Below are 25,580 nucleotides of genomic sequence, written 5' to 3' on the forward strand. Positions count from 1 at the left end.
GGTAACTTGCCCTGTAATTTATTTGCTTGTTATAAACACTCCGCTTAGCTATTACTGCTTATTAAAATAATAATAACCAAAAACAAGGTGAGCTAAAAAGACTACCGCTAAGATAATTCTAACATGTAATGAATTAAAAATAATAAATGGAATTAGCAAAACAATAAACACCATTATTAACATTTTTAGCAGGCTTGATTTAGTAACTTGTTTTTCAATTAGCATCTTCTGGATATAAATCTGATAATAACGACTTTTGGTAAAATAGTGATAAAGACGATCAGAGCTATTAAGCCATAAATAGGCAGTTAATAAATAAAAAGGTACTGTTGGTAGAAGAGGAACAAAAATTCCAACTGTCCCTAATGTAAAAGCCATGCCACCACCGATGATAAATAACCATTTTTTTAACATGAGAATATAGCTCTATTTCGACTAAATATTGATTAATAGAATGGATACTAAGTAGATATAGTATAATTAGGTAACAAATAAGGACCAAAACAAGATTGAATTGGCGGAACGGACGGGGCTCGAACCCGCGACCCCCTGCGTGACAGGCAGGTATTCTAACCAACTGAACTACCGCTCCGCTTTTTAGCTTTCTTTAATGCAACAACATTAAAGTAGGCGTGATGTTAAAGATAAATTTTATTTTCGTCAATAATAATTTGCAAATTAATGTTTAATTGCATATAAAACCATCATTATTATGAGTTCCATAACGCCCCACCACTTTTTTTGTCAATTTTTTCTAAAATAGCTTTATGTTGGCCAAGTTCATCATCAGACGCTTTGATTACTTTTAAACGATTACCATTACGATCTATTTTCTTAACAGCATTAGCATCAGTGGAAGATGAAAGATGATCATCGTTACTAAATGACAAGGTGGTTTGCCCCCCTGTCATTGCAAGATAGACTTCTGCTAAAATCTCGGCATCAAGTAAAGCGCCGTGCAGCGTTCGGTGAGAATTATCAATCTGATAACGTTCACAAAGCACATCTAAATTATTACGTTTTCCCGGAAACAAGCGTCTTGCCATTGCTAAGGTATCGGTAATAATACAGTGATCTGCTGTTTTGAAATTTAAGCCACAAAGGCGAAATTCGTAATCCATAAAGCCGACATCAAACGAAGCATTATGAATAACTAACTCAGCACCATCTATAAACTTGATAAAATCATGAGCAATATTTTTAAAAATAGGTTTGTCTTTTACAAATTCATCACTAATACCATGAACTTTAAAGGCTTCTTCATCGATTAAACGTTCGGGATTAATATAGACATGAAAATGATTTCCTGTTAATCGTCGATTAACAATTTCAACAGCACCAATTTCAATAATCTTATGTCCTTCATAATGATTATTGCCTTCTTGATTCATACCAGTGGTTTCTGTATCTAATACAATTTGGCGATTACAATTGGTTATCACGTTATTCTCTTTTTGTTTATCAATAATTGGGGAATGATCAAAATAATGGTATAGTTTAGCACTAAACGCTTCTAATGTTGAGACCCAATAGTATAGAGGGTTAACTCATTTATAGTAACAAACACTCGTTTTGGTTTTATCTTTAGCAGATAGCTAACAATTAATATCATTTTAAAAGATTATTAACATGCTCAAACAAATAGAAATTTATACTGATGGTTCTTGCTTAGGCAATCCCGGTCCTGGTGGTTATGCCGCGATATTAAAATATAAACAAACAGAAAAAATCTTATCAAAAGGTTTTTATAAAACAACAAATAACCGTATGGAATTACTTGCAGCAATTGTTGCTTTAGAAGAGCTAAAACAACCTTGTTTAATTGAATTATTTTCCGATAGTCAATATTTGCGTAATGGCATTTTAAACTGGATCCATGCTTGGAAAAAAAACGGTTGGAAAACAGCTAATAAAAAACCAGTAAAAAATGCCGATCTTTGGACTCGACTAGATTCACTAGTACAAACGCATAAAATTGAATGGATTTGGGTAAAAGGACATGCTGGACATATTGAAAATGAACGTTGTGATGTCATTGCAAAAAGTATGGCTGAAAATCCAACTATGCATGACACGCTATTTGAACAATCTGCAGTTGACTAAGTGTTAATTCAATAAAAATAGCGTGATAATATTTAATAAATTTTGTTGAAAGGAGTTAGGTCATATGTTTCAATTACATATTATTCCGGCATTAGCAGATAACTATATTTGGTTGCTCGAAAATGCCCATAGGCAAGTGATTATCGTTGATCCTGGTGATGGCAAACCTGTTATTAACTATCTAAACCAGCACCAACTCTCCCCCCTTGCAATTTTACTTACTCATCACCATATTGATCACCTTGGTGGTGTTAAATTACTGCAAGATTACTATACTGATATAGCCATTTATGGGCCAAGTGAAATTAATCTACATTTAATATCACTATCTAATCAGCACACAATTACCATTGCTGATTTTAAATTTGATATATTAAAAGTACCAGGCCATACTTTAGGACATTTAGCCTATTACTGTGCGCCCTATCTTTTTTGTGGTGATACGTTGTTTTCGGCCGGATGTGGACGAGTTTTCGAGCAGCACTACCAGCAAATGTTAGATTCACTCAATAAATTAAAAAAGTTACCGGATAACACATTAATTTGTGCAGGTCATGAGTACACTTTATCGAATTTAAAATTTGCTACACACATGGTACCGGAAGACAAAAATATTACGCAATATTTAAATTATATTTCAAATAAAACAATAACTTTACCTTCAACGTTGTTGAATGAAAGACAAATTAATTTATTTTTGAGATGTAATGAAAAAAACTTACAAAGTAAATTCAATTTTAACAATGAGTTAGAATTGTTTACTTTTTTTAGGAGCCAAAAAGACAATTTTTAGGTATAATACTCAACTTAAATTCATGTTAAATCTTGTAAACTAATGAAAAAGTTAATAATTTTTACTGTGTTATGTTCTTTTTTAGGTGCATGTCAAAATCACGGAGCTCGCTATAATAGCACTTATAAAAAGCACAACTCTAAATCAATAATGACAACGAGTATCAAAAGTGGTGGTGTAAATTACTCATCAGTGACTCAAAATCCTTGGCAATTTATGTTAGCGCAAATCAATGTTAATGTGCCAGAGAATAGTCGAATTAAAGCTGAAAGAGAACGTTTATTACGTGATCCTCAAGGATTTGAAACTATCGCACTACGTTCTGAACCTTATGTATACTATATTATCAACCAATTACGTAAAAATAATTTACCGGTAGAGTTGGCATTAATTCCTTTAATTGAAAGTTCATACGATCCGATGGCAACCTCCTCTGCTCAAGCTGCGGGATTATGGCAATTTGTGCCAATTACAGCCAAAGAATATGGATTAAAGCAAAGCAATTACTTTGATGGTCGCCGTGATTTGATTGCATCAACTAATTCAGCTATATCACTATTACAAAACCTTAATAGCAAATTTAATGGTGATTGGTTATTAACTCTTGCTGCTTATAATGCGGGTGAAGGTCGAGTTAGAAAAGCAATTGAAAAAAATCAAGCTAAAGGTTTACCAATCAATTATTGGTCTTTAGATTTACCTAGTGAAACCATGCACTATGTACCTAAGATTTTAGCCATCATTGATATTGTAAAAAATAATCAACAATATGGTATTAAATTACCCGATTGTAATTATGAAAATTCTTTAGTTCGAATCGATATGTCTAAAAATATCGCATTGGCTAAAATTGCCCAATATACTGGGTTATCACTCAATGATTTAATGACATATAATGCAGGGTATGTACAACAAACAGTAAATGGTCCTTTCCATCTGCTAGTTCCTTATGTTCATGCTGAAGATTTATTTAAAAAATTACAAGCAGAGAATCTGGTTGCCAATGAAATAACTGAACTATTACAAGACGTACCGCATGCTACAATGCCATTTGAAGTGAAATCGTCAACGATTAAGTATAGTTCAACAAATAATAAAACGGTTAATTCTATTTTAGGTAAAAATGGTAATAGCAGTAAAAAAATTACCTACCTTGTTAAAGCAGGTGATAACCTTTACTCTATCGCACAAAACTATCGTGTAAAAATTACCGATATACTTGAGTGGAATAAGTTAAAAAATTCGCGTGTAAAAGAAGGCGATATTTTAACTATCAACCTTGCTAATGCAAACCCAATCTAAAATTCACTAATAGAGGATTATGATCGGATGCCGTTGTACTAATAATTTCAGCCGCATCAAGTTGTAATCCTCGATAAAAGATAAAATCTAACGGTCTGCCCATAAATGTTTTTCGAATATCGACAGAAAAATTGACCGGTTTCAATCCTATAGAACGAATCAGATGATATAAAAGATTTAAACGTTGACGACTCCACGCATTAAAATCCCCAGCCAAAATGACCGGTCCATGATGTTCTTTAATACGATTTAACAATATGAACATTTGTTGGCGATAAACTTTTACCCCCAAACTAAAATTAATAGCATGTATATTGGCGACTAATAATTGCTCTAAAGAGTGCTCAATCGGGTAATAGGTAATTAATGCTGACTTAGGTACTCTAATTAGTGGCTCTCTCTCTTTAAAAGATAATAAGGCAGTAGGTAAACTATCAGTTATGGTCATAACGCCTGCATAGATATCATTTAAACAATAAGCCGGAACATGATCAGCTATTTTATTATGCTTTGCAATAAAGTTTAATAATTGTGGTGTGGTTTGGGCCTCTTGTAATAAGATTATTTTGGTACTTTTTGCATATTGCTCCAAAATTTGAATACAATCCGCCCTTTTTTGCTTGAAAATATTCCAAACTAAAACTGAAAAAGAGTTTTGGTCAATTAAAGGTTGATTTACGATGATATGATGATTAGGTAAAATCAATTCAACATCATTATTTCCTTGATATCTTAATGTATAATCACGATTTTTAAACATACTAAACGGTCATTTTTTGTTTCAAATAATCATCAAATGATAATGTATCACTTTGCTCTTTCTTTTGCTGTTTTTCAATAGATAAAATACGTTGCTGAACAAAATCACCATCGGTTAATAACGATAGTGGTTCGGTAATAAGTTGTTTTTTATATTGAGTTGCAAGTACTAAACCAAATTCAGACGTACCTAAATCACTAATAGCCTGTAATGTTCTTGCTGAAAGTGTTAGCTCTGGCTGATCAAACATCAATTCTAATCGTTCACAAACTTTACGATATTGCTGTTGATCATCTTTATGATCTAAAACATCAGCAACACGCAGTAAGTCTTTAAATAAATCATGACCAACTTTAGAAAGCGGCTCATGATAACTATCACAACCTATACCAATTTCAAGCCCAGGTTTACGCCCTTCTATGACAACACGATTCCAGTTTAATTTTGCACATTCAAGCTCTTGGCTACTCATTTCGGGTGCGGGAGCTAAGGCACACCATATTAAAAATAGATCAATAAAACGAATTTGCTCCTCAGTAATACCAATCGGTGAGAATGGGTTTACATCTAAGGCTCTAACTTCAATGTATTCTATTCCACCACGTAATAAAGCATCTGATGGGGTTTCACCAGCCCTAGGCACGCGTTTTGGTCGAATTGGCGCATAGAATTCATTCTCTATCTGTAATACATGATCATTTAATTGACGGTAGTGACCGTCAACTTTGATACCTAATTTTGCAAATTCTGGGGATTTAGTTTGCGTTGCTCGTTTTAATCCTTCGGCATAAGTCTCAAGATGATTAAAAGTAATACCTAATTGTTTTTGAGCATTATTGGTATAGCCTATATCACTTAATCTTAATGAGGTCGCATAAGGTAAATAGCAATTACCATTGGTTTGTTCAATAAACGCTTTGGCTTTTTGGGGATCTTGAATGAAAGAAGAACACATAGAGGGTGATGCACCAAACAAAAAAGGAATGACCCAACCAAAACGATAATAATTACGAATTAATCTAAAATAGCCTTCAGAAATGACCGCTTTACCTTCTTCACTATTTTTAACACCATCACGAGCTTGCCAAAAAGCCATTGGTAATGAAAAATTATAATGCACGCCAGATATGGTTTGCATCATCGCGCCATAGCGATTTTTTAAACCTTCTCGATATGTTGTTTTGAAGCGTCCTTCATTTGATTTACCATATTGCGCTAAAATAATGTCATCTTCATTTGCGACAAAGCACGGCATGCTTAAAGGCCACATCATTTCATCACCAATATTGACACTAGCGTAACGATGTAAATCACGTAAAAACGTTAGCATATAATCGATGTTGGTATTAACTGGCGTAATAAATTCCAACATCGATTCGGCAAAATCTGTTGTGATCCATGGATGAGTTAAAGCAGCTCCAATTTTATTAGGAAACGGGGTCTTAGATAATGTACCATCAGGTAAAATACGCAACGTTTCACGTTCAACACCACGTTGAATACCTTGTAAAATAGTATAATGCTTTTCTAACCAGTTGAGTGCTTTAGAAACATCAGGAATCATAGTTTAGTGCTTCCTTAATCATATTTTTTATTAATATCATATTAACACAATTTGCCTTATGCTAAATGCAATTTTGATATTATTAAAATCATTAAATAAGCTTTTATAGAGTTAATCGGCAAAAACGGTAACATTGATTGAACAAAGTGCCGATTCCAATAATCAAACGGTTAATGTGTAGATGTTGATAGATAGAAAATAAAATACAACGTTATTATTTGTTTATAAATTGAGTAGACTTTATTAGCCTACTCAATTTTAACTATTTTTAAAACTGAACCCTGATTTTACTTTTATTGTTGTGCTTTTTGATTAGCAAGATAGCTTTCATCAACTGGCGTTATCACTTTGGTTTGATGATCGTAAATAAATGTTCGGCCAAAACCAATTACAACGCGACCCACTGTTGGTGTGATTTTGTATAAATTGAAATCATTCATTTCAGCCAACATATAAACCATTTTACTGACTCGCTTAGCCAAATTATCAATAATGTGTTCAAACACATCTGAACTTCTTTCTATGATCTTAGCTGTCGCTTGTGATGTTATACGCCTACGAGCATAAATGTTTTTAGTGTTTGTTTCATCCTCAATAATTAAAAACGATAGGTTAGGATTTGTTTTAATATTTTGACTATGAGGCGCCAAATTAGAGATCAGAATATAGTAATCATTCCCATCAAAAAAGTAAGGTGAATAGCTAGTTTCAATACCAGTATCTTTATTTATTGTTGATAATATCAAGGTTAAAACTGACTCATGCAAACTATTTAAAGTATTATGTACAAGATCATTTGTGGACTCAGCCATAGAAAAACTCCTTTTTTATTTTAATTTAATCTTCAAATTATGTTTACTGTCATGTGTTATAAAATCAATTGATAACAATTGGTAAAATAATTTGAGACATCTGTATGTGAAATAATAATAAAGCTACTTGAGGGTAACTTACGTTGTAATAATTGTAATAGTTGTTGTTCTGATTTTTTATCGAGGGCATTGGTTGTTTCGTCCATAAATATCCAATCAGGTTTTTGCATCAATATTCTGGCGATTACTAAGCGCTGCTTTTCACCACCAGATAGTTTGTTAAAATCACAATCAAGTAATTGATTTTCGATATTTTCTGACGAAAAACCAACTACTAATAAAAGTGCTTTAATATGTGTTAAATTTTTTTCGAGTAAAGGCTCGGGATAGCTAACTGCATGCGCTAATCCACCTATTGGAAAGTAAGGTGTCTGAGATAAAAAGAGTATTTTTGATGCGGGTAATTGCACTGTTCCTTCATAATAAGGATAAATGCCAGATAATATTTTTAACAGTGTCGATTTTCCCACTCCAGATACGCCAGAAAAAATTACCGATTCACCTTGGTTTAGCTGAAATGTTGGGCATTTAAGTAAAACTTTGCCCTGCGGAGTTTTTATGATCAAATTGTTAATTTGCAGAGTATTTATCGTATCTTCAGGTTGATCGGATTGACGATGTATTTCCGTGACAGATTGCGTATATTTGACAAATTGACACAACCGGTGACTACAAGCAATCAGTTCAGCCAATTTATTATAATTAAAAATAAACCAAGATAAATTAACCACAACATTACTAAAAGTTTTGCTAATTTGCATCAATGAACCTAAACTGACTTTGCCAATCAAATAAATCGGTAATGCAAAAAAAGTGGGAATTTGAAGTACAGTCAAATTATAAGGTCTTGTGAAACAACCTAATCGTAATTGACGCTTAATTAATTGATACCAATTGTTTTTTATTTCATCGAAATACTGATTTAAAATTTGCTTTTCAACATTTTCACCTTTTAATAAAACAATAGGCTCTTTCGATTCTCGAAACCGCGTTAAAGCAAAACGATAATTTGCTTCTTTATGTTGTTGTTCAACTAAGAGTTTTTTTAAAGGTCTTCCTAACCAATGGGCAAGGCATGAGCAAAATAATACATACAACGGCGCTAACCAAATCAGATAATGAGAAATACTGATATTGATACCGCAAATACTAAAAGCTAATACAAAACTGTCGGTAATTTGCCATAACAAGACAAAATAAGAAAAAAGTCCTATTAACTGTGTAATAAATGAAAACCCTTCATTGGTTAATTTCTCAACAAATAACTGACAATCTTCAGCTATCCTTTGATCTGGATTATCAATTTTTTGTTGTTTGTTATTAAGATACCAATAAGCTCTATTATCAATCCAATAATCTAAAATCTTATTATTAAGTGTATTACGCCAAGTAATAGTCAAAACTTTTTTTAAATAATCAGCAATAAGATAAGTCATCGCCCCTAAAAAAGTTAATAAAATAAAAACCATTATTTGATTTAAAACACCCTGCATATCATACTTTTCTAATGCATTATAGAAGTTTTTATTCCAACCTATCATTTCGAGGCTGATTTTTATTAGAATAATATTCAAGCTAATGACAATAAATGCATAACCAAATCCCAACTTACCTTGTTTTGTATTGCAACATAACTTAATGAGCAAAAAAATATTTTTTAAGGTTTGCAACATCTTTACTCTCTATACTGCCTATTACTCATCAATATGATCAATTCTTTAAACAAAAATTGATCATTAATTAGATTTAAATTTTTTAGAAACTAACCGCTATATCAAAACCAAATGTTCGTCCCGGTGCGGTTTGCAATTCCAATGGATTGGTTGCTTTCACATTATCTTTCGGATCTTTATAATAAGTACTGAACATAGGCCATTTAAAATAACGTTTATCGAAAATATTTAAGACTGAGGCTCTTAACGTGATATGTTGATTAGGATGCCAATTAAAATAGGCATCATAAATGGCATACCCTTGAGGTTTAAATACGTCGCCTGCTGTCTCGTCATCTTTTGATACATGGCTAACCGCTTTAGAAAACGAACTCACAATCTCACTATCTAAGTTAAGGTCGGGTTGATGCCATTTAATGCCAAGATTACCTTGTAAAGGCATCGCTTCGTTAAAGTAAGATTTTTTCTCGCCAGGTGAAGATTGCTTTTTACCATACTGGTATGAGGCCGAAGCGTTCAAAGACCAATTCTCTAGAAAATGCCACTCAGCAGATGACTCTATCCCCCACATATTAACGTTAGATAAATTTTTGTAGGTATAATCTTTAGGCCCAACCTGAATAAAGTTTTTAATATAATTACTATAATTGGCTTTAAATAGACCAAAACTAAACCAGCCTTCTGAAAAATCACCGCGTAACCCCGTCTCATATGATTTTACTTTTTCGGGTTTTAAATTAGGATTAGGAATCAAATTCATTGAAGCCGAAGGTAATGAGGTATATAGCTGTTGCGCCGTTGGCATTTTAAAACCTTCGGCATAACGTGCATAAATTGAATATTGATCAGTAAGGGAAAAAAGTGTACCGAGTTGTGGGATTAAACGATGTGAAGTCAATTTACGAGGCTCTTTGTCTTTAATCACCACATAGTAATCATCAATATTGGGTTTGATTTCATAAGTGGCATAACGTAACCCCGGTTTGATTTTAAAGCGCTCTGTAATTAAATGAAATTCATCTTGAAGATAGATGTCTGCTCGACGAGTTTTTGCATTGGCAAAGTTAAATCCGCCACCAATTGTTTTTACACCATTTTTAGTGCTCTCATTACGATAATGGCTACGGGTTATATCACCTTGAAAACCATATACTAAATCATGCGCTGTATCTAAAAAATCAAAGCTAGAATTTAATTGTAAATCAAACTGTAAAAACTTCTCTTTATAATCATTAGTAGTATAAGTATAGATAGGTTTATTTTTCTTATCTCTCTGTTCACGGTGAGATTTTAAATATCGCTCTTGGGGTGAATAAGAAATCACTGTTTTTATTTGATCAACAAAATTTACCGAAGGTGACCACGTATCATCAATGGCATAATGTTTTCGTGTTTGTATTTGAGTGCGCTTATAGTCGCCATTAAAGGTTCCCGAAGATTGCAAACCATAATCATACAGCTGTTTTACATAAGAGTTTGAACGAAAATGTTCAAAAGTTAATTTTGTTTCGCGGTTATCATTATGGAAAACCAACTTAGATAACAGGTTTTCTGCTTTAGCATCTAATGGATTAAGTTTATTACATCCGATGGCTTCATCCCCTCTTGGGCACCCCCAAATTCCCCCATTAGCTTTAGCTTTTCTTAACTTAGCTTCTTGATAATCACGCCGACTAAAACTTAGTAAAGCTTCTAAATTTGGCATTAATTCGAAAGCAAGCATACCCGTTTTAGTATTTTGTTTATTTAAACTATCATAAGCACCATTAATTTGCACTGCATAAGGCTTATTCTGCAATAAATCACTTGGATCTAATGTTTTAAAGGCAACCACACCACCCAGTGCGTCCGCTCCCCATAATACAGAGCCCGGACCACGAACAATTTCAACCGCTTTTATTGTTGATAAATCGATAAAATTACGGTTGCCATCTTGTAACCCTTCTATGACTCTCGCACCATCAACTTGCATTTGTATGCGGTTACCTGTCATTCCTCGTATTCTAATTCCACCTAAATTACCAAAAGGATCAGTCCCCGAGGTTTGTCTGCTAACAGTAACGCCGGGAAGATAGCGAACTACATCTTCCATTGTTGACATTTGATGATCTTCGATATTTTTTTTATTAATCACATCAACCGTTTCGGGAATGGCCAATTTTGCTTTCTTTTGTCGACTAGCGGTTACCGTAATGGTATCTAAATCATCATTTTCAGCATAAACCTGAAATGTCATTGAAGCAGCCAAAATAGTTAACAATACTTTATTTACTTTCATCCTGTTTTAAAAACCCTATCCATATGAACTATATTAACTATTGCTCCAATATTTGATAATTATCATTTTTTATTTTTTAATCTAACAAATTTAATTAAAATTATCAATGATAATAATTACCATTTACATATGATAATGATTATCATATTGGCGATATATAAATTATATTCAATCAAATTAATAGGTTATATAAAAACGCTTTGTGCTTAATAAAATAGAAGTAGTCGTGCAATAAAAATGGTAATTTGTATAACGTTCATAAAAGTGATGAAAAATAATTACCATTAATAATGCGTGGTTAATAGCATAAAGAAAATTGAGAACTGGCTATGGGAAAACTAATCTTTTTTTTGTAATAAGACTAATATTTCCATATGAGAGGTATGTGGAAACATATCAAATAATTGAGTTTTTAAGATCTTATAGTTAGATAATTCATTTAAATCATCTACTAATGACGTCAAATGACAACTCGAATATAAAATGTAATTTGGCTCAACCTGTTCTAAATATTGCATAAGCGTTTTACCTGCCCCACGTCGAGGAGGATTGAGTAACACTAAGTCAGGAATATCGTGCTGATTAATGGCATATTGAGTTGCATCGAGTGATTTAAAAGTTAAATGTTTAAACCCAAGTTTTTGAGCAGATTTATTGGCACATTCAATTGCATCACTGCTGATTTCAATCCCTGTTAACTTAATGTCATTGCAGATAGTATGATCAATATTTGTCACACAACTTAACCCAAAACCACCTACCCCACAAAAAAGGTCCCAAATAGAGTTAATTGGTAAATGAGTGACCCAGTCACTTGCGGTTTTATATAAATTTTCTGCAACATAGGTATTGGTTTGAAAAAAACTTTTCGATTTGATATAGAGTTCAATATTATTTAATTTTATTGGTAAATATGGATTTTCAGTAATAACCAATTCTTGTTCACCTTCTAAAATTGCGGCATGATTAGGTTGAATATTAATTGATACTACGTGTAAATTTTGTATGTAATTTTGTAACTGACTGATTGTGTTTTTAATTTGTTCAACAAATTTTGAGGATCTTAGGACAAATCGCAACATATAACTGTTTTGATTATTACTAGCACTTTCAGTAATAATAATAAATTTCAATTCACCTTTTCGTTTATTAATATTATAGGGAACTATTCCTTGTTTACGAATATAGCTACGTACAATTTTAAGAATGCTTTGCATGCTATCACTGTAAAGTGGACAATCACATAAATCAACAGCTTGTCCCTGGTGTTGTATACCTAAGATTGGTTTTTCAACTGTTCCAAGTACTGCCATTTTTGCTTTATTACGAAACCCTTTTTGTTCACTGGCAAAAGGCGCTTTTAATTCTAACGGTTGGAAAGGTGTTAATTGTTTAATCAATTGTTGTTGTTTTTCATCGAGTTGTGTTTGATAAGGTCGTTCAATCCATGGACACGATAAACACTTTTTTTGCTGATAATAGCGACATTGCATGATGATAAAACCTATTTTTTTAATGTATATTTTATTGATAATTTTTTAAGAGTGATAATTTCTATTCAATTTTATACTAAAACATCAGCTTACCTTAATTTTTTACCAAACATTTCAACATTTTTCGATTCATTGTAAATATACTAATAGCTATGATTTGACGAAATACCGGTATATGATAGGATAATGCCGTTAATATTATAGGAACGAATTAATGTCTATCAAGTTAAAAACTCCCGATGAAATCGAAAAAATGCGTATAGCTGGTAAACTTGCCGCTGAAGTATTAGAAATAGTTGAACCTTATGTTAAACCCGGTATAAGTACAGGTGAACTTGACCAAATTTGTTATGAGCATATTGTTAATGTTCAAAAAGCAATTCCTGCCAATATTGGTTATTGTGGCTATAAACATACTAGTTGTATTTCAATCAATGATGTAGTTTGTCATGGCATTCCAAGTTTTGAAAAAAAAATTAAGGATGGTGATATTCTTAACATTGATGTCACTGTTATTAAAGATGGTTATCATGGCGATACTTCACGAATGTATATTGCGGGTAAACCGACCATTGCCGGTGAAAAATTATGTCAAGTCACTCAAGAAAGCTTATATGAAGCAATAAAAATTATTAAGCCTGGTATTCGTTTAAAAGAAATTGGTAAAACGATTCAAAAATATGTTGAAAAATTCGGTTTTTCATCAGTTAGAGAATATTGTGGTCATGGTATTGGTAATGTCTATCATGATGAACCACAGGTATTGCATTATGATGCTGACGATGGCGGAGTGATTTTAAAACCGGGAATGACTTTCACTATCGAGCCAATGGTTAATACCGGCGATTGGCGTACTCGCACAATGAAAGATGGTTGGACAGTTAAAACAAAAGATCATGGTCTTTCTGCACAATATGAACATACTATTTTAGTCACCGATAACGGCGTTGAAGTGTTAACCTTACGCAAAGATGAAAACTTTCCTCGCATTATTGAACACTAAATAAAAAAGATTCAACAATGATACAGTTGTTGAATCTTTCATTACTTATTATTTTTAGCAAACCACCATTTTTTATTCGCTATCTATTGTTTAACTAACCAATACCAAACAATTCACTTTATTAGTTAGTTATACTGTTAATGATTAAAGTCAATAAAACAATAGATAGCAATAAATATTGATCTTTTTCGATACACTTTATCTATCAATATAATAATGTATAAAGTTTACGTCGATAAGCACTTGCCAGAGGATTACTGGTACCAAGAGCCGCTAATAGATCCAGCAATGTTTTTTTCACTTGCCCATCTCCAGCATTGAGATCTTTGGTCAGCGGTTGATATAATAATTCTAACGCTTCTTCATGACGCCCTACCTGCATTAATTGAGAAGACAATTGAATCATTAATTCTATATTATCGGGATGTTGAGCTAATTGCGCTTGCAACAATTGTAATTCAGGTGAATTAGCTGCTTGTTCGAGTAGTTCTATTTCTGCTTGTAAACCATGAAAAGTGGAATCCTGATCTTGCAATGGAATGGTACTAAGTACCTCTTTTGCTTCACTTAATTGTTTGAGTTCTATTTGCGATTTAGCAAGCATTAGTGCAATATCAGATCTTGGCTTACCTAGATGATCGGTCAAGGCTTTCCAAGCTTGTCTTAACAAAGGTAGAGCTTGTTCGTATTTAGCTTCATTAAATAATGATTGTGCTTCGATTAATTTTAATTCATCTTCATTTGGTAATACTTTAGCTAAAAAATCCCTTATCACTTGCTCTGATTGCGGTCCTTGAAAACCATCTACAGGTTGGCCGTTTTGAAATAGATACACAGTTGGTATTGCTCTTAAACCAAATTGAGCCGCCAACATTTGCTGTTCATCACAATTGACACTTGCTAATATAAATTGCCCATTAAATTCGTTTGCTAATTTTGTTAGTGTTTGTGTCATTGTTTCGTGTTCTGGACTTCGTGCAGACCAAAAGTAAAACAATACCGGTGATAGCGATGACTTTTCAATAATTGCTTGAATATTGTGTTCATTCACATCAAAAATAAATTGGTTTTGCATAAATGTTTCCTAAATTTTTCGGCTTATTATTTATTAGATAAAATTTTATCCATTAATCTATCGGGAAGCAAACGTTTAGCGATAGCAGCAAGTTTAGTGACTTTTGTTACCCTGTAACGAATTTTTGGCTTACTACTCTCTAATGCATGATATAAATAAGGTAATACAGCTTCAGGAAGAAGCGTAAATCGTTTAGCAATAGGTGGATTTTCTATAGTATTATTCTTTTCAGTTTGATTAACATTACTGGAAAAATAGGTTTTTAAGGGACCTGGTTCAATTAAACAAACTTTAATATTGGTTTTATATAATTCTAATCTTAATACGTCTGACCATGCTTCTAACGCATATTTGCTTGCAGAATAAGCCCCTCGACCAGGGGTTGCTACGATGCCCACAATAGAGCTTGTTTGAATAATTCGGCCTTCATTTTGTTCAAGCATTGCAGGAAGCAGTAATTGGGTTAACTGGTGAACACCAAAAAAATTGGTTGAAAATTGAGCTTCTAATTGCTCACGATTAATGGTATTTAACCGACCATAAACACCAAAACCTGCATTATTAAATAATGCATATAATTTACCGTCAGTTAATGTTAACACCTCTTTTGCTGCCTGCTTAACTGATTCAGGGTTATCTAAATCAAGTAATACTGTTTCAAACCCTTGCTCAATAAGTTTTTTCTGGTCAGACGCTTTACGACACGATGCAATAACGCGATATCCACGTTTTTTTAAAGCAATCGCTGAAATCAAACCAATACCACTAGAACAACCGGTAATAAATATTGTTCGCAAATTTGGTCACTCCTTTGTAATGATATATTGTCAAGTTAATCCTCTGCAATTATGATAGCACATCTAAATTTAAGTGAGTTAATCAAAGCTAAGAGGATTAAATGAAAATCGCGATTATTGCCGCAATGGAAGAAGAAGTTGCTATATTAAAAACTAAAATCAATCACTATCGTGTAGAAAACCATTTAGGATGTGATTTTCATTTAGGTCAAATTGCCGGTTGTGACATTGTATTGCTCCAATCCGGTATCGGTAAAGTTGCAGCAGCATCGGGCACAACATTATTATTGAATAATTACAACGTCGATGCCGTTATTAATACGGGTTCAGCAGGAGGATTATCATCTAAACTTAATATTGGCGATATTGTTGTGTCACAGGATGTTTTTTATCACGATGTTGATTTAACTGCTTTTGGATACCTACCAGGACAAATGTCTGGCTGCCCTGCCACCTTTGAATCTGCTGAAAAATATCAATTACTTGCTGAAAACTGCATAAAAAAACATGGCGTCAATGCAATTGTAGGTTCGATTGGTAGTGGCGATGCATTTATTAATGGTAAAAACCATTTAGATAGAATAAAACAAACCTTTCCTGATGCAATTGCTGTTGAAATGGAAGCTGCAGCAATTGGTCATGTATGTTGGCTTTTTAAGGTGCCGTTTGTTGTGGTGCGAGCAATTTCCGATAATGGTGATAATGAATCAGCAATTGATTTTCAATCATTTTTAAAACTTGCTTCTGCACAGTCATCGTTGATTGTAGAATCAATGTTGAGTGAACTTGCGTGAGTTACCTTTTTTGGTTTGACCTTTTAGGCACTATTGTATTTGCTATTTCTGGCGTATTGTTAGCCGCAAAAAAAGAGATGGATCCAATTGGTGCACTTGTTTTAGCTGTTATTACCGCTATTGGCGGTGGAACTATTCGAGATATGGTGTTAAATCATGGACCGATTTTTTGGATAACTGACTCAACAGATTTATATGTTGCTATTATCGCCTCACTAATAACCATGTTGTTGTTACGTTATTCATCAACCCTAACTATTCCTAAATGGTTATTTTCGGTATTAGATGCAATTGGTCTTGCCGTATTTGTCGGTATTGGGGTAAACAAAGCTATTGACTCTCAAGTCAATAGCCTAATTGCAGTATGTATGGGCGTTATGACCGGTGTTGGTGGTGGAATTATACGAGATGTACTTGCCAGAGATATTCCTATGGTTTTTAGAACCGATATCTACGCAACTGCCTGCATAATCGGTGGAACAACACATGTCATTGCTTATAACGCACTTAATTTGCCGTTAGAGATATCCACCCTGCTCGGTATTTCAGTGACACTTATTATTCGCCTATTAGCGATTTATCGTAATTTAACACTACCTATAGTTGGATTAAAAAAATAATCGCCATCACAATACTCTTGAATTTTTACTGCTCATTCGCGATATATTTTTCAAATAAAGGCTTTCGCCAACCAGATAAAATATCAGGTAAAGCATCGGTTTTATCTATTTGCCATTTAACATACTGATTGATTAATCGTCTTGATAATAACAAATCTTGATTCAACCCAGTATGCTCAGCAATATCTTGTGCTGCTTGTTTTAATTTATCTGCAATATATTTGTAGTTAGGGTAAGAGTTCACTCGACGAATAGGTGGAATGTCTGGAATAGGCTCTAATAAAATAGCTAAAATAGCCTGTCCATATAACCGTATTTCCTTGCCATTCATACCTAATTTATCAAGTTCAGCCAAGGAACTTGGCGAATAACGCGCTATTTTAAATAGTGTTTCTTCATTCACGACAAAATTTAAAGCGATATCGTTTTGTTTAGCGGTATTATAACGATAACGTGCGAGTTTATATAATTGACCTAAACTTTTGCCCTTTAGTTGCCAACTGTTTTTAATATTAAGATAAGCATCATCTGGATTAATGATTTCGCACTTACGCTTAATTACGGTTTGGCATTCTTGATAAGCTGCCGTTAAATAACCTTGTTTCGTTAATTGCGTTTTGAGCAAATTCATCAAAGGGAAAAGATATAATACATCATTAATAGCGTAGTCACATTGCTTTTCAGTTAATGGACGTTTTAACCAGTCTGTACGCGTTTCACTTTTATCTAATTCAACATTTAAATATTTGTTAACTAAGCTGGCATAACCACTGCTTATTGGATTATCTAAAAACGAAGCGAATATTTGGCTATCAATAATTGGCGTTGGCAAGCAACCAAAAAAGTGTAAAAAGACTTCAATATCTTCACTGCAAGAATGAAAATATTTTTCAATAGTAGGATTATTTAAGATAGCTAAAAAAGCCTGCCAATCAGTAATTGCTAGCGGATCAATCAGGGCAGCATATTCACCATTAAACACTTGCAACAATCCTAAATGAGGATAAAAAGTCCGAGTGCGCACAAATTCTGTATCCAAAGCAATTGCATTGCTATTGGCAATTTTTACGCAGTATTGATTTAACTGCGCATTATTGGTAATAAATTGATATGGCAAGGTCTGTTTCCTAATTAGTTTAGTTAGTGCTTGATGCTGGTTGTTTAGCAAAATCGATATCGATAACTGCGATTTCAGAACGCGTCATTAAACGAATTGGCGGTCCCCAAAGACCATAACCACTACTTACAATACTAACAAAAGGTTTCTCATTATCTTGATAGATGCCGTGGGCATTTTTATACATTGCCGCAACGAGCAAATTAATAGGAAACACTTGTCCACCATGAGTATGACCTGAAATCATTAAATCCACTCCTAACGAAGCAGGTTCAACTAAATCTTTCGGTTGATGATCCAATAAAATAACTGGGCTTTGCGTATCAGTAAACATCATCAAGTCAGATAAAGAAGCCCGTTTTACATCATATAACGCAGATGAAAAATCATCGCGCCCAACCAGGTTAATACCGACATCATCCAGATAAACTATATCATCTTTTAACACTTTCATATTCGCTTGTTGAAAGGCATTAATGATATCTTGTTCACGATTATTCGGTTCCTTTGTACCTAAATATTCGTGATTACCGAAAATGATATATGTACCATATTTTGATTTTAATTGCTGAAATTGTTTATAAAAATCTTGCTCAATAAATGGTTTTAAACGTTTATCTAACGTATCACCAGTAATAACAATAAAATCGGCATTCAAACTATTCACTTTATCAACCATTTGTTGAATCATTCTATGCGTAGTTAATTCATTGATATGAATATCTGTAAGCTGAACAATACGTAAATGATCAACATTAGCCGGTTTATTAATTTTAACTTGATAATTAACAATTTTAGATTCGAAAGCCATCTCATGGCCATAACAAAATAGTGCGAGAACACAAATGATATAGATAATTTTGGTCGCTAAATTCGGGCTAAATTTATTTTTAATAAGTTTATGCACAATATCAAACAATAAAGTGACAAAAATAGCGCAGATAATTAAACCGAAAGTAACATTCGCCAATAAAGGCAGCCAATATGTAGACAAACTATCAAATATCTTAGAAAGTACTAAAGATAAACTCGCGATACCAACAAAAAACCAATAAGCAATTTGATATACACCACGTGGATGACATTTAAACCAAAATTGCCAACGTTTGCCTAAATAGATAGCGATCAGAATGCTAACAACTATGGCAATAAGCGCAATAAAACTCATAATTACCCGAACAATTGAACCTAAAAAATGGTATGATAACAGAATTAATTTCTATAGTACCAATAACTTTTATGGATATCAAAAAAGACCAATTATTTTCGACACCCATTGATAAATTAGGCGATTGGACATTTGACGAAAAGGTTGCAGAAGTTTTTCCTGATATGGTGCAACGTTCGGTTCCTGGTTATTCTAATATTATCTCAATGATTGGCATGTTAGCAGAAAGATTCGTTCAACCAAATTCAACAGTTTATGATTTGGGGTGCTCTTTAGGTGCGGCTACTCTTTCTATTCGACGTAATATCAATCATGCTAATTGTCGTATTATTGCAGTAGATAATTCCGAACCCATGGTTGAACGTTGTAAACGACACATCGAAGCATACAAAGCTAAAGTTCCTGTTGAAGTCATCTGTGATGATATTTGCAATATTAGTATGCAAAATGCATCAATGGTGGTACTTAATTTTACCTTACAATTTTTAACCCCAGACAATCGTCAACGTGTTTTAAATAATATCTATCAAGCATTAAAACCTAATGGTATTTTGGTCCTTTCTGAAAAATTTAGTTTTAGTGATCCAACTATTGATGAATTACTGTTCAATATGCATCATGACTTTAAACGTGCGAATGGCTATAGCGAACTTGAAATTAGTCAAAAACGAAACATGTTAGAAAATGTGATGCTGACCGATTCGATCAAAACGCATAAAAAACGCTTATCTCAGGCAGGGTTTAATCATATAGACACTTGGTTCCAGTGTTTTAATTTTGGATCTATTATCGCAATCAAATAATGTATAAATGCAAACACAGATAACAAGGAATAACACATGATCGACTTTGGTGATTTTTACCAGATAATCGCAAAAAGTAAACTGAGTCGTTGGCTTGAAGTTTTACCGGCACAACTAGCCAATTGGCAAAAACAAAACATTGATAATCGCTTTAATCAATGGCTCAACAGTATTAAGCATCTACCGTCTATCACGCCTTATCAAATTGATTTATTGCATAGTGTCACAGCAAAAACCGAACAACCGCTAACTAATGGCGAACAATTACGGATTACGCAGTTATTAAAAACCATGATGCCTTGGCGTAAAGGACCTTTTAATTTGTATGATATTTATATTGATACCGAGTGGCGTTCAGATTGGAAATGGCAACGATTAATCAATCATATTGATACCTTAGAAGGTAAAACAGTTTTAGATGTTGGCTGTAATAGTGGTTATCATTTATGGCGTATGATTGGTGCTGGAGCCAAATTGGCTGTGGGCATTGATCCAATGGCGCTTTATTTATGCCAATTTGAAGCAATCCGTAAATTATTAGGTAATGACCAGCGAGCCCACCTATTACCACTAGGTATTGAAGAGTTACCCAAACTCAATGCTTTTGATACCGTATTTTCAATGGGCGTTTTATATCATCGCCGTTCCCCGCTTGATCATCTCTATCAATTAAAAGATCAGCTGATTAAGGGTGGACAATTAGTATTAGAAACACTGGTCATTGATGGTGAGCTGCATCAAGCGCTAATGCCCGGTGAACGTTATGCTCAGATGCGTAATGTTTATTTTATTCCATCAGTACCCACCATGATTAACTGGCTCAATAAATGTGGTTTTACCGAAGTTAAGCTTGTTGATCTTTCGACTACTAGCTTGGATGAACAACGTAAAACAGAATGGATGACATCTGATTCACTGGCTGATTTTTTAGATCCCAATGACATAACCAAAACCGTAGAAGGCTATCCTGCCCCAATGCGGGCAGTATTTACTGCTAAAAACTAGTCTACAAACCAATAATAGACACAAATAGTGATGATGAGTGTTAATCAAAATGTCTCTTTAAAATGACTAATTAATTGACAATGACTAACAATTGGCACAATAAATGATTCGCAATAATGCGGTAATAGTCATTGCCTGACTGCGATCTTTTGCCTTACCCAGCAGTAATAGATGAATATTGTGAATGATATTACAATACATGATTTATAACTTGAAAAATGAGTTTTTGATGAGCAGTTAGTCAATCCTTATTCAAACATATTAACGATGTAGATTTGGCGAAAACCAATACGTTAGTAGCCAGTTTGGGCTTTTATGTGGAATAGGAAGTGTTATCAATAAATACGTTATGTTTGGATAAGACTTTTACAAAATATGGGCATTATTTTATTAAAGCTTATCCAATAGCGATTAGCTAACGCATTCTTAACTAAGAATATTACTGACAAATTTCTTTAATCGATAGCGTAGCTGGTACGTTACGATCATCAGAATACTGAAAACGAAATAAAAAACGAATATCATAAAAACTTAAGACATTGACAACATCTTGCTTATTACAAAATTCATCTTTAAGCTGAACTCTAAAATAATCAGAAAGATCCTGTACGGGTAGGGTTTGGCTATCTGCGGGAATTTTATACTCAAATATAATGTTATTACTATTTGCGCTAATATTGGTTAATTCGGTACCATCTGCCGTCTTATATGGAAACTTACCGTTTTCACCTAAAATCGATTTTTTTGCACTATTCACAATAGCTGAACTTACTTTAGATACTGGCGGTAATTCATCGCAATAAGCTGATGAAAACATCAATAATCCAATCAATATCGCTGCTGATTTCGCTAATTTTTTCATTGTGCTATCCCTTATTGTATTATTTAATCTTACCCGATAAAAAATGCTCATTCACTATTTTGAGTAAGTACTCTAGTAACTGCTGATAATTATCAAATATTTATTCATTAATATATTTGATGGTTATCTTACACAAAATTTTTTATAAAAAAAGAGTATTTAATTAAGTTAGTACATTTTTATTGTGCAATTGATCTTAATAAGATAGGTAATGATAGACATTTTCTCAAATCAATTATTTTTAGTTTATCAAAATATTCAATACATTAAATATAAAGCATAGCTAAACGTTCATCTTTATCAAGCTGAAATAAGACTGGCAAAGTTACATCAAATAACACTCAACGGCTATTATTAATCCATTCCATTATAACGACGCTATTACCATAAAAATAAAGAATAAGTTAAAACAAAATAGATAGCTAGTCCAAGTTAAACGAATTAGATTATTTGCTTTATTTAAGTGATTCATAACATTCAACTCATCTAACATCAATTAAATAAAAAACAAATTTGAAATTGACTAGCTAGCAAAAGAATTAAATATGGTGGGCATCTAATAATGTCATGTTATCAAAAAAATTAGTTTATCCATGAATTGGGATGTTTTATTTTAAAAAGAGATGATTATTTAATAGCTTTTATTCACTATTCATTATTTACATCACCCATTTTGATAAGTGCCCTTTTCAATTCATTATACTCTTGCGGTGTAATGTCCCCCTTTTCTTTGAAGGTTATTAGTCGCTCTAGTTTATCTAAAATTTTATCATATATAACCACTGCTTTATCCGTATCTACGTGATTAAAATCACCTTGGCCATGTGCCAACCATTGTAATGATGCACCTGTTTCGTCCATACATTTAACGACTAAATCAGAAGGAAACAAATCTCGTTTATAGCGAATGGATAAGCTTGCTGCAGATGTCCCCAAATAATTGCTATATTCAACTTTGGATCGAAAACCATAAGCTTCAATGATTCTATCTAATACTTTAGCTCCACCAGAATTAAAATTAATACTCATAATAAATTAAGCTCAGATAAAAATAATTAAAAAAACATTAAACTTAAACTAAAAGAATTTTATATTTAGTTTAACCTTGCAAGTTAAATTAAAACACAACCATAAATTACAATTAGCTAGGAATAATGCACCATGATGACATCAATTTCAATCTCTATTTCAGCGAGTTATATTACGATTGACAAACTTGTTTGGATATAGACATGAGTGCTGATTAGGCAAAATACATCCGTGAAAAATAAGATTCACGAACAAGCCGAATAGAAAATAACCTTAAGCTACATGACTGAGTTTATCCATAAAAGTCTTTAAAGTATATAATCCTTTACTTAACTTACTCAAGGATCCTTTATGAGTCATAACATATATTTAAGCACTAAATTATGGAATAAGCCAACATTAATTTTTTTACAAATTAATAAACTTAACCTTAAAACTGGGTATAAAATTCTGAGTAGTTAATTTTTCGAACAAAATTATTAAAAACGTTTTTTATAATGCTCCGTTTTACTGACATATCATATATCATCATAATATGCTTGTTTTAAAAAAAATACGATATTTTTATCCATTAATTAATCATTCCAAAAAGTAAAGCAATTCTAAAAATGCAAATTTAACTCACTTTATTTTTTCTAATAAAAATGTTTAATAAAAAATAATTGGAAACCGTTAGCATTATAACTAATTAAAAGATATATAACTTTAATAAAATTAAACGATCTTTTCACACATTTAATTTAACCAAACATCGACTTTTTTAAATTTATCGGGATAGCAAAAATAAAAAATTAACGGTATAGTGTAAATGCAGATTAGTCTAGGTTAAAAGCCAAATAATGGTTTTTTTAAAGGTCTGTTCTGAAAGTGATTTTTAAAACAACATTAGTAAAACCGATCCAAATGTATCGTTAATGTTAGCTAAAATGACATTTTGTTAAATAACCAGAAAAATTTATAACATTCTGATTAATCAATAATATTATCAACTAACAGTTGGTCGGAAAGGTAATTATTATTAACTGTATAGAAATGCAGTAAAAGGGTAATAAATAATGGATGAGTTAGAAAAAATAAAAACAATTGAACGGGCTGAATTACTTTCAAGAGTTATTACTGAAAATTTGAATTTAAGGGAACGGGATAAAGACATAGCGCTGTTTTGGTTTCGTGATTTGCTAGAGCCATTAAAACAACAAATATTAAACGAGCAAGCAAATAATCGAAAAGGTAACACAAATTGGTTACCTTTTGATGAAACGTAAAACAATTATTTTTTATTTGGATGAGGATCTTTCACAGAATCACCTTGACCTGAGATCACATACCAACCATTTTTGCTATGCGGTTTTTTATTATAATCAGGGCAAGGTGGTAAAGATTTCTTACTTTGGTTTGAATAAATATAACCACAGTCGGCACACTTATAAGTGCCAGCTGAAACATCACTACCGTATGCAGCAAATTTTTGTACCATAATAAGCTTCTCCAGTAAGGTTATGTTAGCGATAAGCACATTACTTATCAGTACTATATAAACGCGGTTTCAATAAAAAATCAAGCTTGGTATTAACTTTATTTTGTTTCATTCGTTTGGCTATCAAAAGCAAAATAGTGATATAAAAATGTAATCTATTAAAAATAATAAAATTAATCTGATTTGCAAGCATTATTAATTCATGATAAATTTTTTGAACTAATTAAATGACAACAATTTTGATAGTAAAATTGGAATTAGTTTGCTCAAAGGTACGTTAACCTGTAATCTATTTTTATCAACTGATTTCTTAACAACCTTTAATTAACAAAATTACTAAACAGTGTTAGCTGATAAACAATCACAAAACTGGATTATTAAACATAAAAGATCGTCTCGATCTTAATACCATTTATATATTTAAACGACGTAAGCATTCAAACTCAATTTTTTCTCTATGATTGTTTAGGCTATCTTCTGGATAAATGGTTTCAAAGACATTAACCATTTTAAATTTATTCTGTGAATAATACTCAATACTTTTATGAACAGTTCTCATTCCACCATGAGCTATTTTTAACTGTTTAGGTTTATCATAAAAAGTTTTTAAATCAAAGGGGTGTGAATCTGTTTCTGTTTTCCATAAAAGCTGGCCACCTTCTAACAGATAATTAATATTGCCCTTTTCGGTTTTAACTTCACCATAATCCTCAAAAGCGCCATTTCGCCATTTAGCAGACTTTAGATTCGAAACACAAGACCAACTACCAATAAGCATTTGTTCGGTGACTTTATTTTCACTGCATCCAAACATGACTAAACACGCCAGTCCAATAATTATATTTTTATTCATATCATTCCATTACTTATAAATTGAGTATCAATAGTAGGTGATTTAACAATAAGGATCAATTAAAAAGACGAACAAAATTCTTTTATCTCAAAATAAAACAAAAAAACAAATAAAAAAATCATAAATAGAAGCATATAAA

The 25,580-nt window shown here is 32.6% G+C and carries 25 protein-coding genes and 1 tRNA gene; 9 read left to right on the forward strand and 17 right to left on the reverse strand.

Annotated elements, in window-relative coordinates; all coding sequences use genetic code 11:
* Positions 1-51 precede the first annotated feature (51 nt).
* The 3 genes from J3U66_RS01875 to dnaQ form a co-directional block, all read right to left on the reverse strand.
* Positions 52-414 (reverse strand): YbaN family protein, encoded by a 363-nt coding sequence (locus J3U66_RS01875; RefSeq protein ID WP_267332821.1) that lies wholly within the window; start codon positions 412-414, stop codon positions 52-54.
* A 101-nt stretch (positions 415-515) separates the two neighbouring features.
* A tRNA-Asp gene (locus J3U66_RS01880) sits at positions 516-592 on the reverse strand.
* A gap of 118 nt (positions 593-710) precedes the next feature.
* The gene (gene dnaQ, locus J3U66_RS01885) at positions 711-1,391 is read right to left on the reverse strand and encodes a DNA polymerase III subunit epsilon (protein WP_416379709.1); all 681 of its coding nucleotides are present in this window, start codon (positions 1,389-1,391) and stop codon (positions 711-713) included.
* Positions 1,392-1,629: 238 nt separating this feature from the next.
* On the opposite strand from dnaQ, the gene rnhA reads away from it, so the two are divergent.
* The 3 genes from rnhA to J3U66_RS01900 all read left to right on the forward strand — a co-directional run bounded on the left by rnhA (position 1,630) and on the right by J3U66_RS01900 (position 4,198).
* Positions 1,630-2,103 carry a ribonuclease HI gene (gene rnhA / locus J3U66_RS01890; RefSeq protein ID WP_267332819.1) on the forward strand — a complete coding sequence of 158 codons (474 nt, stop codon included), beginning with the start codon at positions 1,630-1,632 and terminating at the stop codon, positions 2,101-2,103.
* A 64-nt stretch (positions 2,104-2,167) separates the two neighbouring features.
* Complete coding sequence (gene gloB, locus J3U66_RS01895; RefSeq protein ID WP_267347733.1) at positions 2,168-2,896, forward strand: hydroxyacylglutathione hydrolase; 729 nt, start codon at positions 2,168-2,170, stop codon at positions 2,894-2,896.
* 42 nt (positions 2,897-2,938) lie between these two features.
* Positions 2,939-4,198, forward strand: coding sequence for a transglycosylase SLT domain-containing protein (locus J3U66_RS01900; protein ID WP_267347735.1), 1,260 nt, complete (start codon positions 2,939-2,941; stop codon positions 4,196-4,198).
* Here the strand turns inward: J3U66_RS01900 and J3U66_RS01905 are convergent.
* The 6 genes from J3U66_RS01905 to rlmC form a co-directional block, all read right to left on the reverse strand.
* Positions 4,179-4,958 carry an endonuclease/exonuclease/phosphatase family protein gene (locus tag J3U66_RS01905; RefSeq protein ID WP_267332816.1) on the reverse strand — a complete coding sequence of 260 codons (780 nt, stop codon included), beginning with the start codon at positions 4,956-4,958 and terminating at the stop codon, positions 4,179-4,181. The genes J3U66_RS01900 and J3U66_RS01905 overlap by 20 nt on opposite strands.
* Before the next feature lies 1 nt (position 4,959).
* The gene (gshA, locus tag J3U66_RS01910; RefSeq protein WP_267332815.1) at positions 4,960-6,522 is read right to left on the reverse strand and encodes a glutamate--cysteine ligase; all 1,563 of its coding nucleotides are present in this window, start codon (positions 6,520-6,522) and stop codon (positions 4,960-4,962) included.
* Positions 6,523-6,815: 293 nt separating this feature from the next.
* The gene (locus J3U66_RS01915; protein WP_267347736.1) at positions 6,816-7,334 is read right to left on the reverse strand and encodes a HugZ family protein; all 519 of its coding nucleotides are present in this window, start codon (positions 7,332-7,334) and stop codon (positions 6,816-6,818) included.
* Between the two features lie 56 nt (positions 7,335-7,390).
* A complete protein-coding gene (locus J3U66_RS01920; RefSeq protein WP_267347737.1) occupies positions 7,391-9,067 on the reverse strand; it encodes an ABC transporter ATP-binding protein/permease in 1,677 nt (558 codons plus the stop codon).
* Between the two features lie 82 nt (positions 9,068-9,149).
* Positions 9,150-11,345: a TonB-dependent hemoglobin/transferrin/lactoferrin family receptor gene (locus J3U66_RS01925; protein WP_267347739.1), complete on the reverse strand. Its 2,196-nt coding sequence runs from the start codon at positions 11,343-11,345 to the stop codon at positions 9,150-9,152.
* A 338-nt stretch (positions 11,346-11,683) separates the two neighbouring features.
* Positions 11,684-12,838, reverse strand: coding sequence for a 23S rRNA (uracil(747)-C(5))-methyltransferase RlmC (gene rlmC / locus J3U66_RS01930; protein ID WP_267347740.1), 1,155 nt, complete (start codon positions 12,836-12,838; stop codon positions 11,684-11,686).
* Between the two features lie 214 nt (positions 12,839-13,052).
* Here rlmC and map point away from each other — a divergent pair, with 214 nt between their 5' ends.
* The gene (map, locus tag J3U66_RS01935; protein ID WP_065634177.1) at positions 13,053-13,841 is read left to right on the forward strand and encodes a type I methionyl aminopeptidase; all 789 of its coding nucleotides are present in this window, start codon (positions 13,053-13,055) and stop codon (positions 13,839-13,841) included.
* Positions 13,842-14,046: 205 nt separating this feature from the next.
* Here the strand turns inward: map and J3U66_RS01940 are convergent, their stop codons facing one another.
* Together J3U66_RS01940 and J3U66_RS01945 are read right to left on the reverse strand one after the other, a co-directional pair.
* Positions 14,047-14,916: a co-chaperone YbbN gene (locus J3U66_RS01940; protein WP_267332810.1), complete on the reverse strand. Its 870-nt coding sequence runs from the start codon at positions 14,914-14,916 to the stop codon at positions 14,047-14,049.
* A 26-nt stretch (positions 14,917-14,942) separates the two neighbouring features.
* Entirely contained in the window at positions 14,943-15,713 is a 771-nt protein-coding gene (locus J3U66_RS01945; protein ID WP_267347742.1) for an SDR family oxidoreductase, read from the reverse strand.
* Between the two features lie 101 nt (positions 15,714-15,814).
* Here J3U66_RS01945 and J3U66_RS01950 point away from each other — a divergent pair, with 101 nt between their 5' ends.
* Both J3U66_RS01950 and J3U66_RS01955 read left to right on the forward strand, forming a co-directional pair.
* Entirely contained in the window at positions 15,815-16,507 is a 693-nt protein-coding gene (locus J3U66_RS01950) for a 5'-methylthioadenosine/adenosylhomocysteine nucleosidase (protein ID WP_267332808.1), read from the forward strand.
* On the forward strand, positions 16,504-17,127 hold the full coding sequence (locus J3U66_RS01955; RefSeq protein ID WP_267332807.1) for a TRIC cation channel family protein: 624 nt from the start codon (positions 16,504-16,506) through the stop codon (positions 17,125-17,127). Before J3U66_RS01950 ends, J3U66_RS01955 begins: the two co-directional genes overlap by 4 nt.
* A 25-nt stretch (positions 17,128-17,152) precedes the next feature.
* On the opposite strand, the gene rnd is transcribed toward J3U66_RS01955, so the two are convergent.
* Together rnd and J3U66_RS01965 are read right to left on the reverse strand one after the other, a co-directional pair.
* Entirely contained in the window at positions 17,153-18,244 is a 1,092-nt protein-coding gene (gene rnd / locus J3U66_RS01960) for a ribonuclease D (protein ID WP_267347744.1), read from the reverse strand.
* A 19-nt stretch (positions 18,245-18,263) separates the two neighbouring features.
* Positions 18,264-19,412: a metallophosphoesterase gene (locus tag J3U66_RS01965; protein ID WP_267344143.1), complete on the reverse strand. Its 1,149-nt coding sequence runs from the start codon at positions 19,410-19,412 to the stop codon at positions 18,264-18,266.
* Positions 19,413-19,444: 32 nt separating this feature from the next.
* Here J3U66_RS01965 and cmoA point away from each other — a divergent pair, with 32 nt between their 5' ends.
* Both cmoA and cmoB read left to right on the forward strand, forming a co-directional pair.
* A complete protein-coding gene (cmoA, locus tag J3U66_RS01970) occupies positions 19,445-20,215 on the forward strand; it encodes a carboxy-S-adenosyl-L-methionine synthase CmoA (RefSeq protein WP_267332804.1) in 771 nt (256 codons plus the stop codon).
* 36 nt (positions 20,216-20,251) lie between these two features.
* Positions 20,252-21,220, forward strand: a complete 969-nt coding sequence (gene cmoB, locus J3U66_RS01975; RefSeq protein ID WP_267344144.1) for a tRNA 5-methoxyuridine(34)/uridine 5-oxyacetic acid(34) synthase CmoB — start codon at positions 20,252-20,254, stop codon at positions 21,218-21,220.
* 439 nt (positions 21,221-21,659) lie between these two features.
* On the opposite strand, the gene J3U66_RS01980 is transcribed toward cmoB, so the two are convergent.
* On the reverse strand, positions 21,660-22,082 hold the full coding sequence (locus tag J3U66_RS01980) for a hypothetical protein (RefSeq protein WP_267332802.1): 423 nt from the start codon (positions 22,080-22,082) through the stop codon (positions 21,660-21,662).
* A gap of 648 nt (positions 22,083-22,730) precedes the next feature.
* Positions 22,731-23,111: a helix-turn-helix transcriptional regulator gene (locus J3U66_RS01985; RefSeq protein WP_267332801.1), complete on the reverse strand. Its 381-nt coding sequence runs from the start codon at positions 23,109-23,111 to the stop codon at positions 22,731-22,733.
* Between the two features lie 1,055 nt (positions 23,112-24,166).
* Between J3U66_RS01985 and J3U66_RS01990 the strand changes: the two genes are divergently transcribed.
* Complete coding sequence (locus J3U66_RS01990; RefSeq protein WP_267332800.1) at positions 24,167-24,376, forward strand: hypothetical protein; 210 nt, start codon at positions 24,167-24,169, stop codon at positions 24,374-24,376.
* Positions 24,377-24,381: 5 nt separating this feature from the next.
* Here J3U66_RS01990 and J3U66_RS01995 read toward each other — a convergent pair whose 3' ends face one another.
* Both J3U66_RS01995 and J3U66_RS02000 read right to left on the reverse strand, forming a co-directional pair.
* Positions 24,382-24,588, reverse strand: a complete 207-nt coding sequence (locus J3U66_RS01995) for a hypothetical protein (protein ID WP_267347745.1) — start codon at positions 24,586-24,588, stop codon at positions 24,382-24,384.
* A gap of 412 nt (positions 24,589-25,000) precedes the next feature.
* A complete protein-coding gene (locus J3U66_RS02000; RefSeq protein ID WP_267347747.1) occupies positions 25,001-25,441 on the reverse strand; it encodes a hypothetical protein in 441 nt (146 codons plus the stop codon).
* Between the last annotated feature and the right edge of the window lie 139 nt (positions 25,442-25,580).

This window comes from Gilliamella sp. B2969, assembly GCF_026536195.1.
GTDB lineage: Bacteria > Pseudomonadota > Gammaproteobacteria > Enterobacterales > Orbaceae > Gilliamella.

Bases quoted from the DNA above. Each gene is read 5' to 3' on its own strand.
- J3U66_RS01875 (WP_267332821.1), bottom strand. From the start codon at position 414: ATGTTAAAAAAATGGTTATTTATCATCGGTGGTGGCATGGCTTTTACA.
- dnaQ (WP_416379709.1), bottom strand. From the start codon at position 1,391: ATGAATCAAGAAGGCAATAATCATTATGAAGGACATAAGATTATTGAA.
- rnhA (WP_267332819.1), top strand. From the start codon at position 1,630: ATGCTCAAACAAATAGAAATTTATACTGATGGTTCTTGCTTAGGCAAT.
- gloB (WP_267347733.1), top strand. From the start codon at position 2,168: ATGTTTCAATTACATATTATTCCGGCATTAGCAGATAACTATATTTGG.
- J3U66_RS01900 (WP_267347735.1), top strand. From the start codon at position 2,939: ATGAAAAAGTTAATAATTTTTACTGTGTTATGTTCTTTTTTAGGTGCA.
- J3U66_RS01905 (WP_267332816.1), bottom strand. From the start codon at position 4,958: ATGTTTAAAAATCGTGATTATACATTAAGATATCAAGGAAATAATGAT.
- gshA (WP_267332815.1), bottom strand. From the start codon at position 6,522: ATGATTCCTGATGTTTCTAAAGCACTCAACTGGTTAGAAAAGCATTAT.
- J3U66_RS01915 (WP_267347736.1), bottom strand. From the start codon at position 7,334: ATGGCTGAGTCCACAAATGATCTTGTACATAATACTTTAAATAGTTTG.
- J3U66_RS01920 (WP_267347737.1), bottom strand. From the start codon at position 9,067: ATGTTGCAAACCTTAAAAAATATTTTTTTGCTCATTAAGTTATGTTGC.
- J3U66_RS01925 (WP_267347739.1), bottom strand. From the start codon at position 11,345: ATGAAAGTAAATAAAGTATTGTTAACTATTTTGGCTGCTTCAATGACA.
- rlmC (WP_267347740.1), bottom strand. From the start codon at position 12,838: ATGCAATGTCGCTATTATCAGCAAAAAAAGTGTTTATCGTGTCCATGG.
- map (WP_065634177.1), top strand. From the start codon at position 13,053: ATGTCTATCAAGTTAAAAACTCCCGATGAAATCGAAAAAATGCGTATA.
- J3U66_RS01940 (WP_267332810.1), bottom strand. From the start codon at position 14,916: ATGCAAAACCAATTTATTTTTGATGTGAATGAACACAATATTCAAGCA.
- J3U66_RS01950 (WP_267332808.1), top strand. From the start codon at position 15,815: ATGAAAATCGCGATTATTGCCGCAATGGAAGAAGAAGTTGCTATATTA.
- J3U66_RS01965 (WP_267344143.1), bottom strand. From the start codon at position 19,412: ATGAGTTTTATTGCGCTTATTGCCATAGTTGTTAGCATTCTGATCGCT.
- cmoA (WP_267332804.1), top strand. From the start codon at position 19,445: ATGATAACAGAATTAATTTCTATAGTACCAATAACTTTTATGGATATC.
- cmoB (WP_267344144.1), top strand. From the start codon at position 20,252: ATGATCGACTTTGGTGATTTTTACCAGATAATCGCAAAAAGTAAACTG.
- J3U66_RS01980 (WP_267332802.1), bottom strand. From the start codon at position 22,082: ATGAAAAAATTAGCGAAATCAGCAGCGATATTGATTGGATTATTGATG.
- J3U66_RS01985 (WP_267332801.1), bottom strand. From the start codon at position 23,111: ATGAGTATTAATTTTAATTCTGGTGGAGCTAAAGTATTAGATAGAATC.
- J3U66_RS01990 (WP_267332800.1), top strand. From the start codon at position 24,167: ATGGATGAGTTAGAAAAAATAAAAACAATTGAACGGGCTGAATTACTT.
- J3U66_RS01995 (WP_267347745.1), bottom strand. From the start codon at position 24,588: ATGGTACAAAAATTTGCTGCATACGGTAGTGATGTTTCAGCTGGCACT.
- J3U66_RS02000 (WP_267347747.1), bottom strand. From the start codon at position 25,441: ATGAATAAAAATATAATTATTGGACTGGCGTGTTTAGTCATGTTTGGA.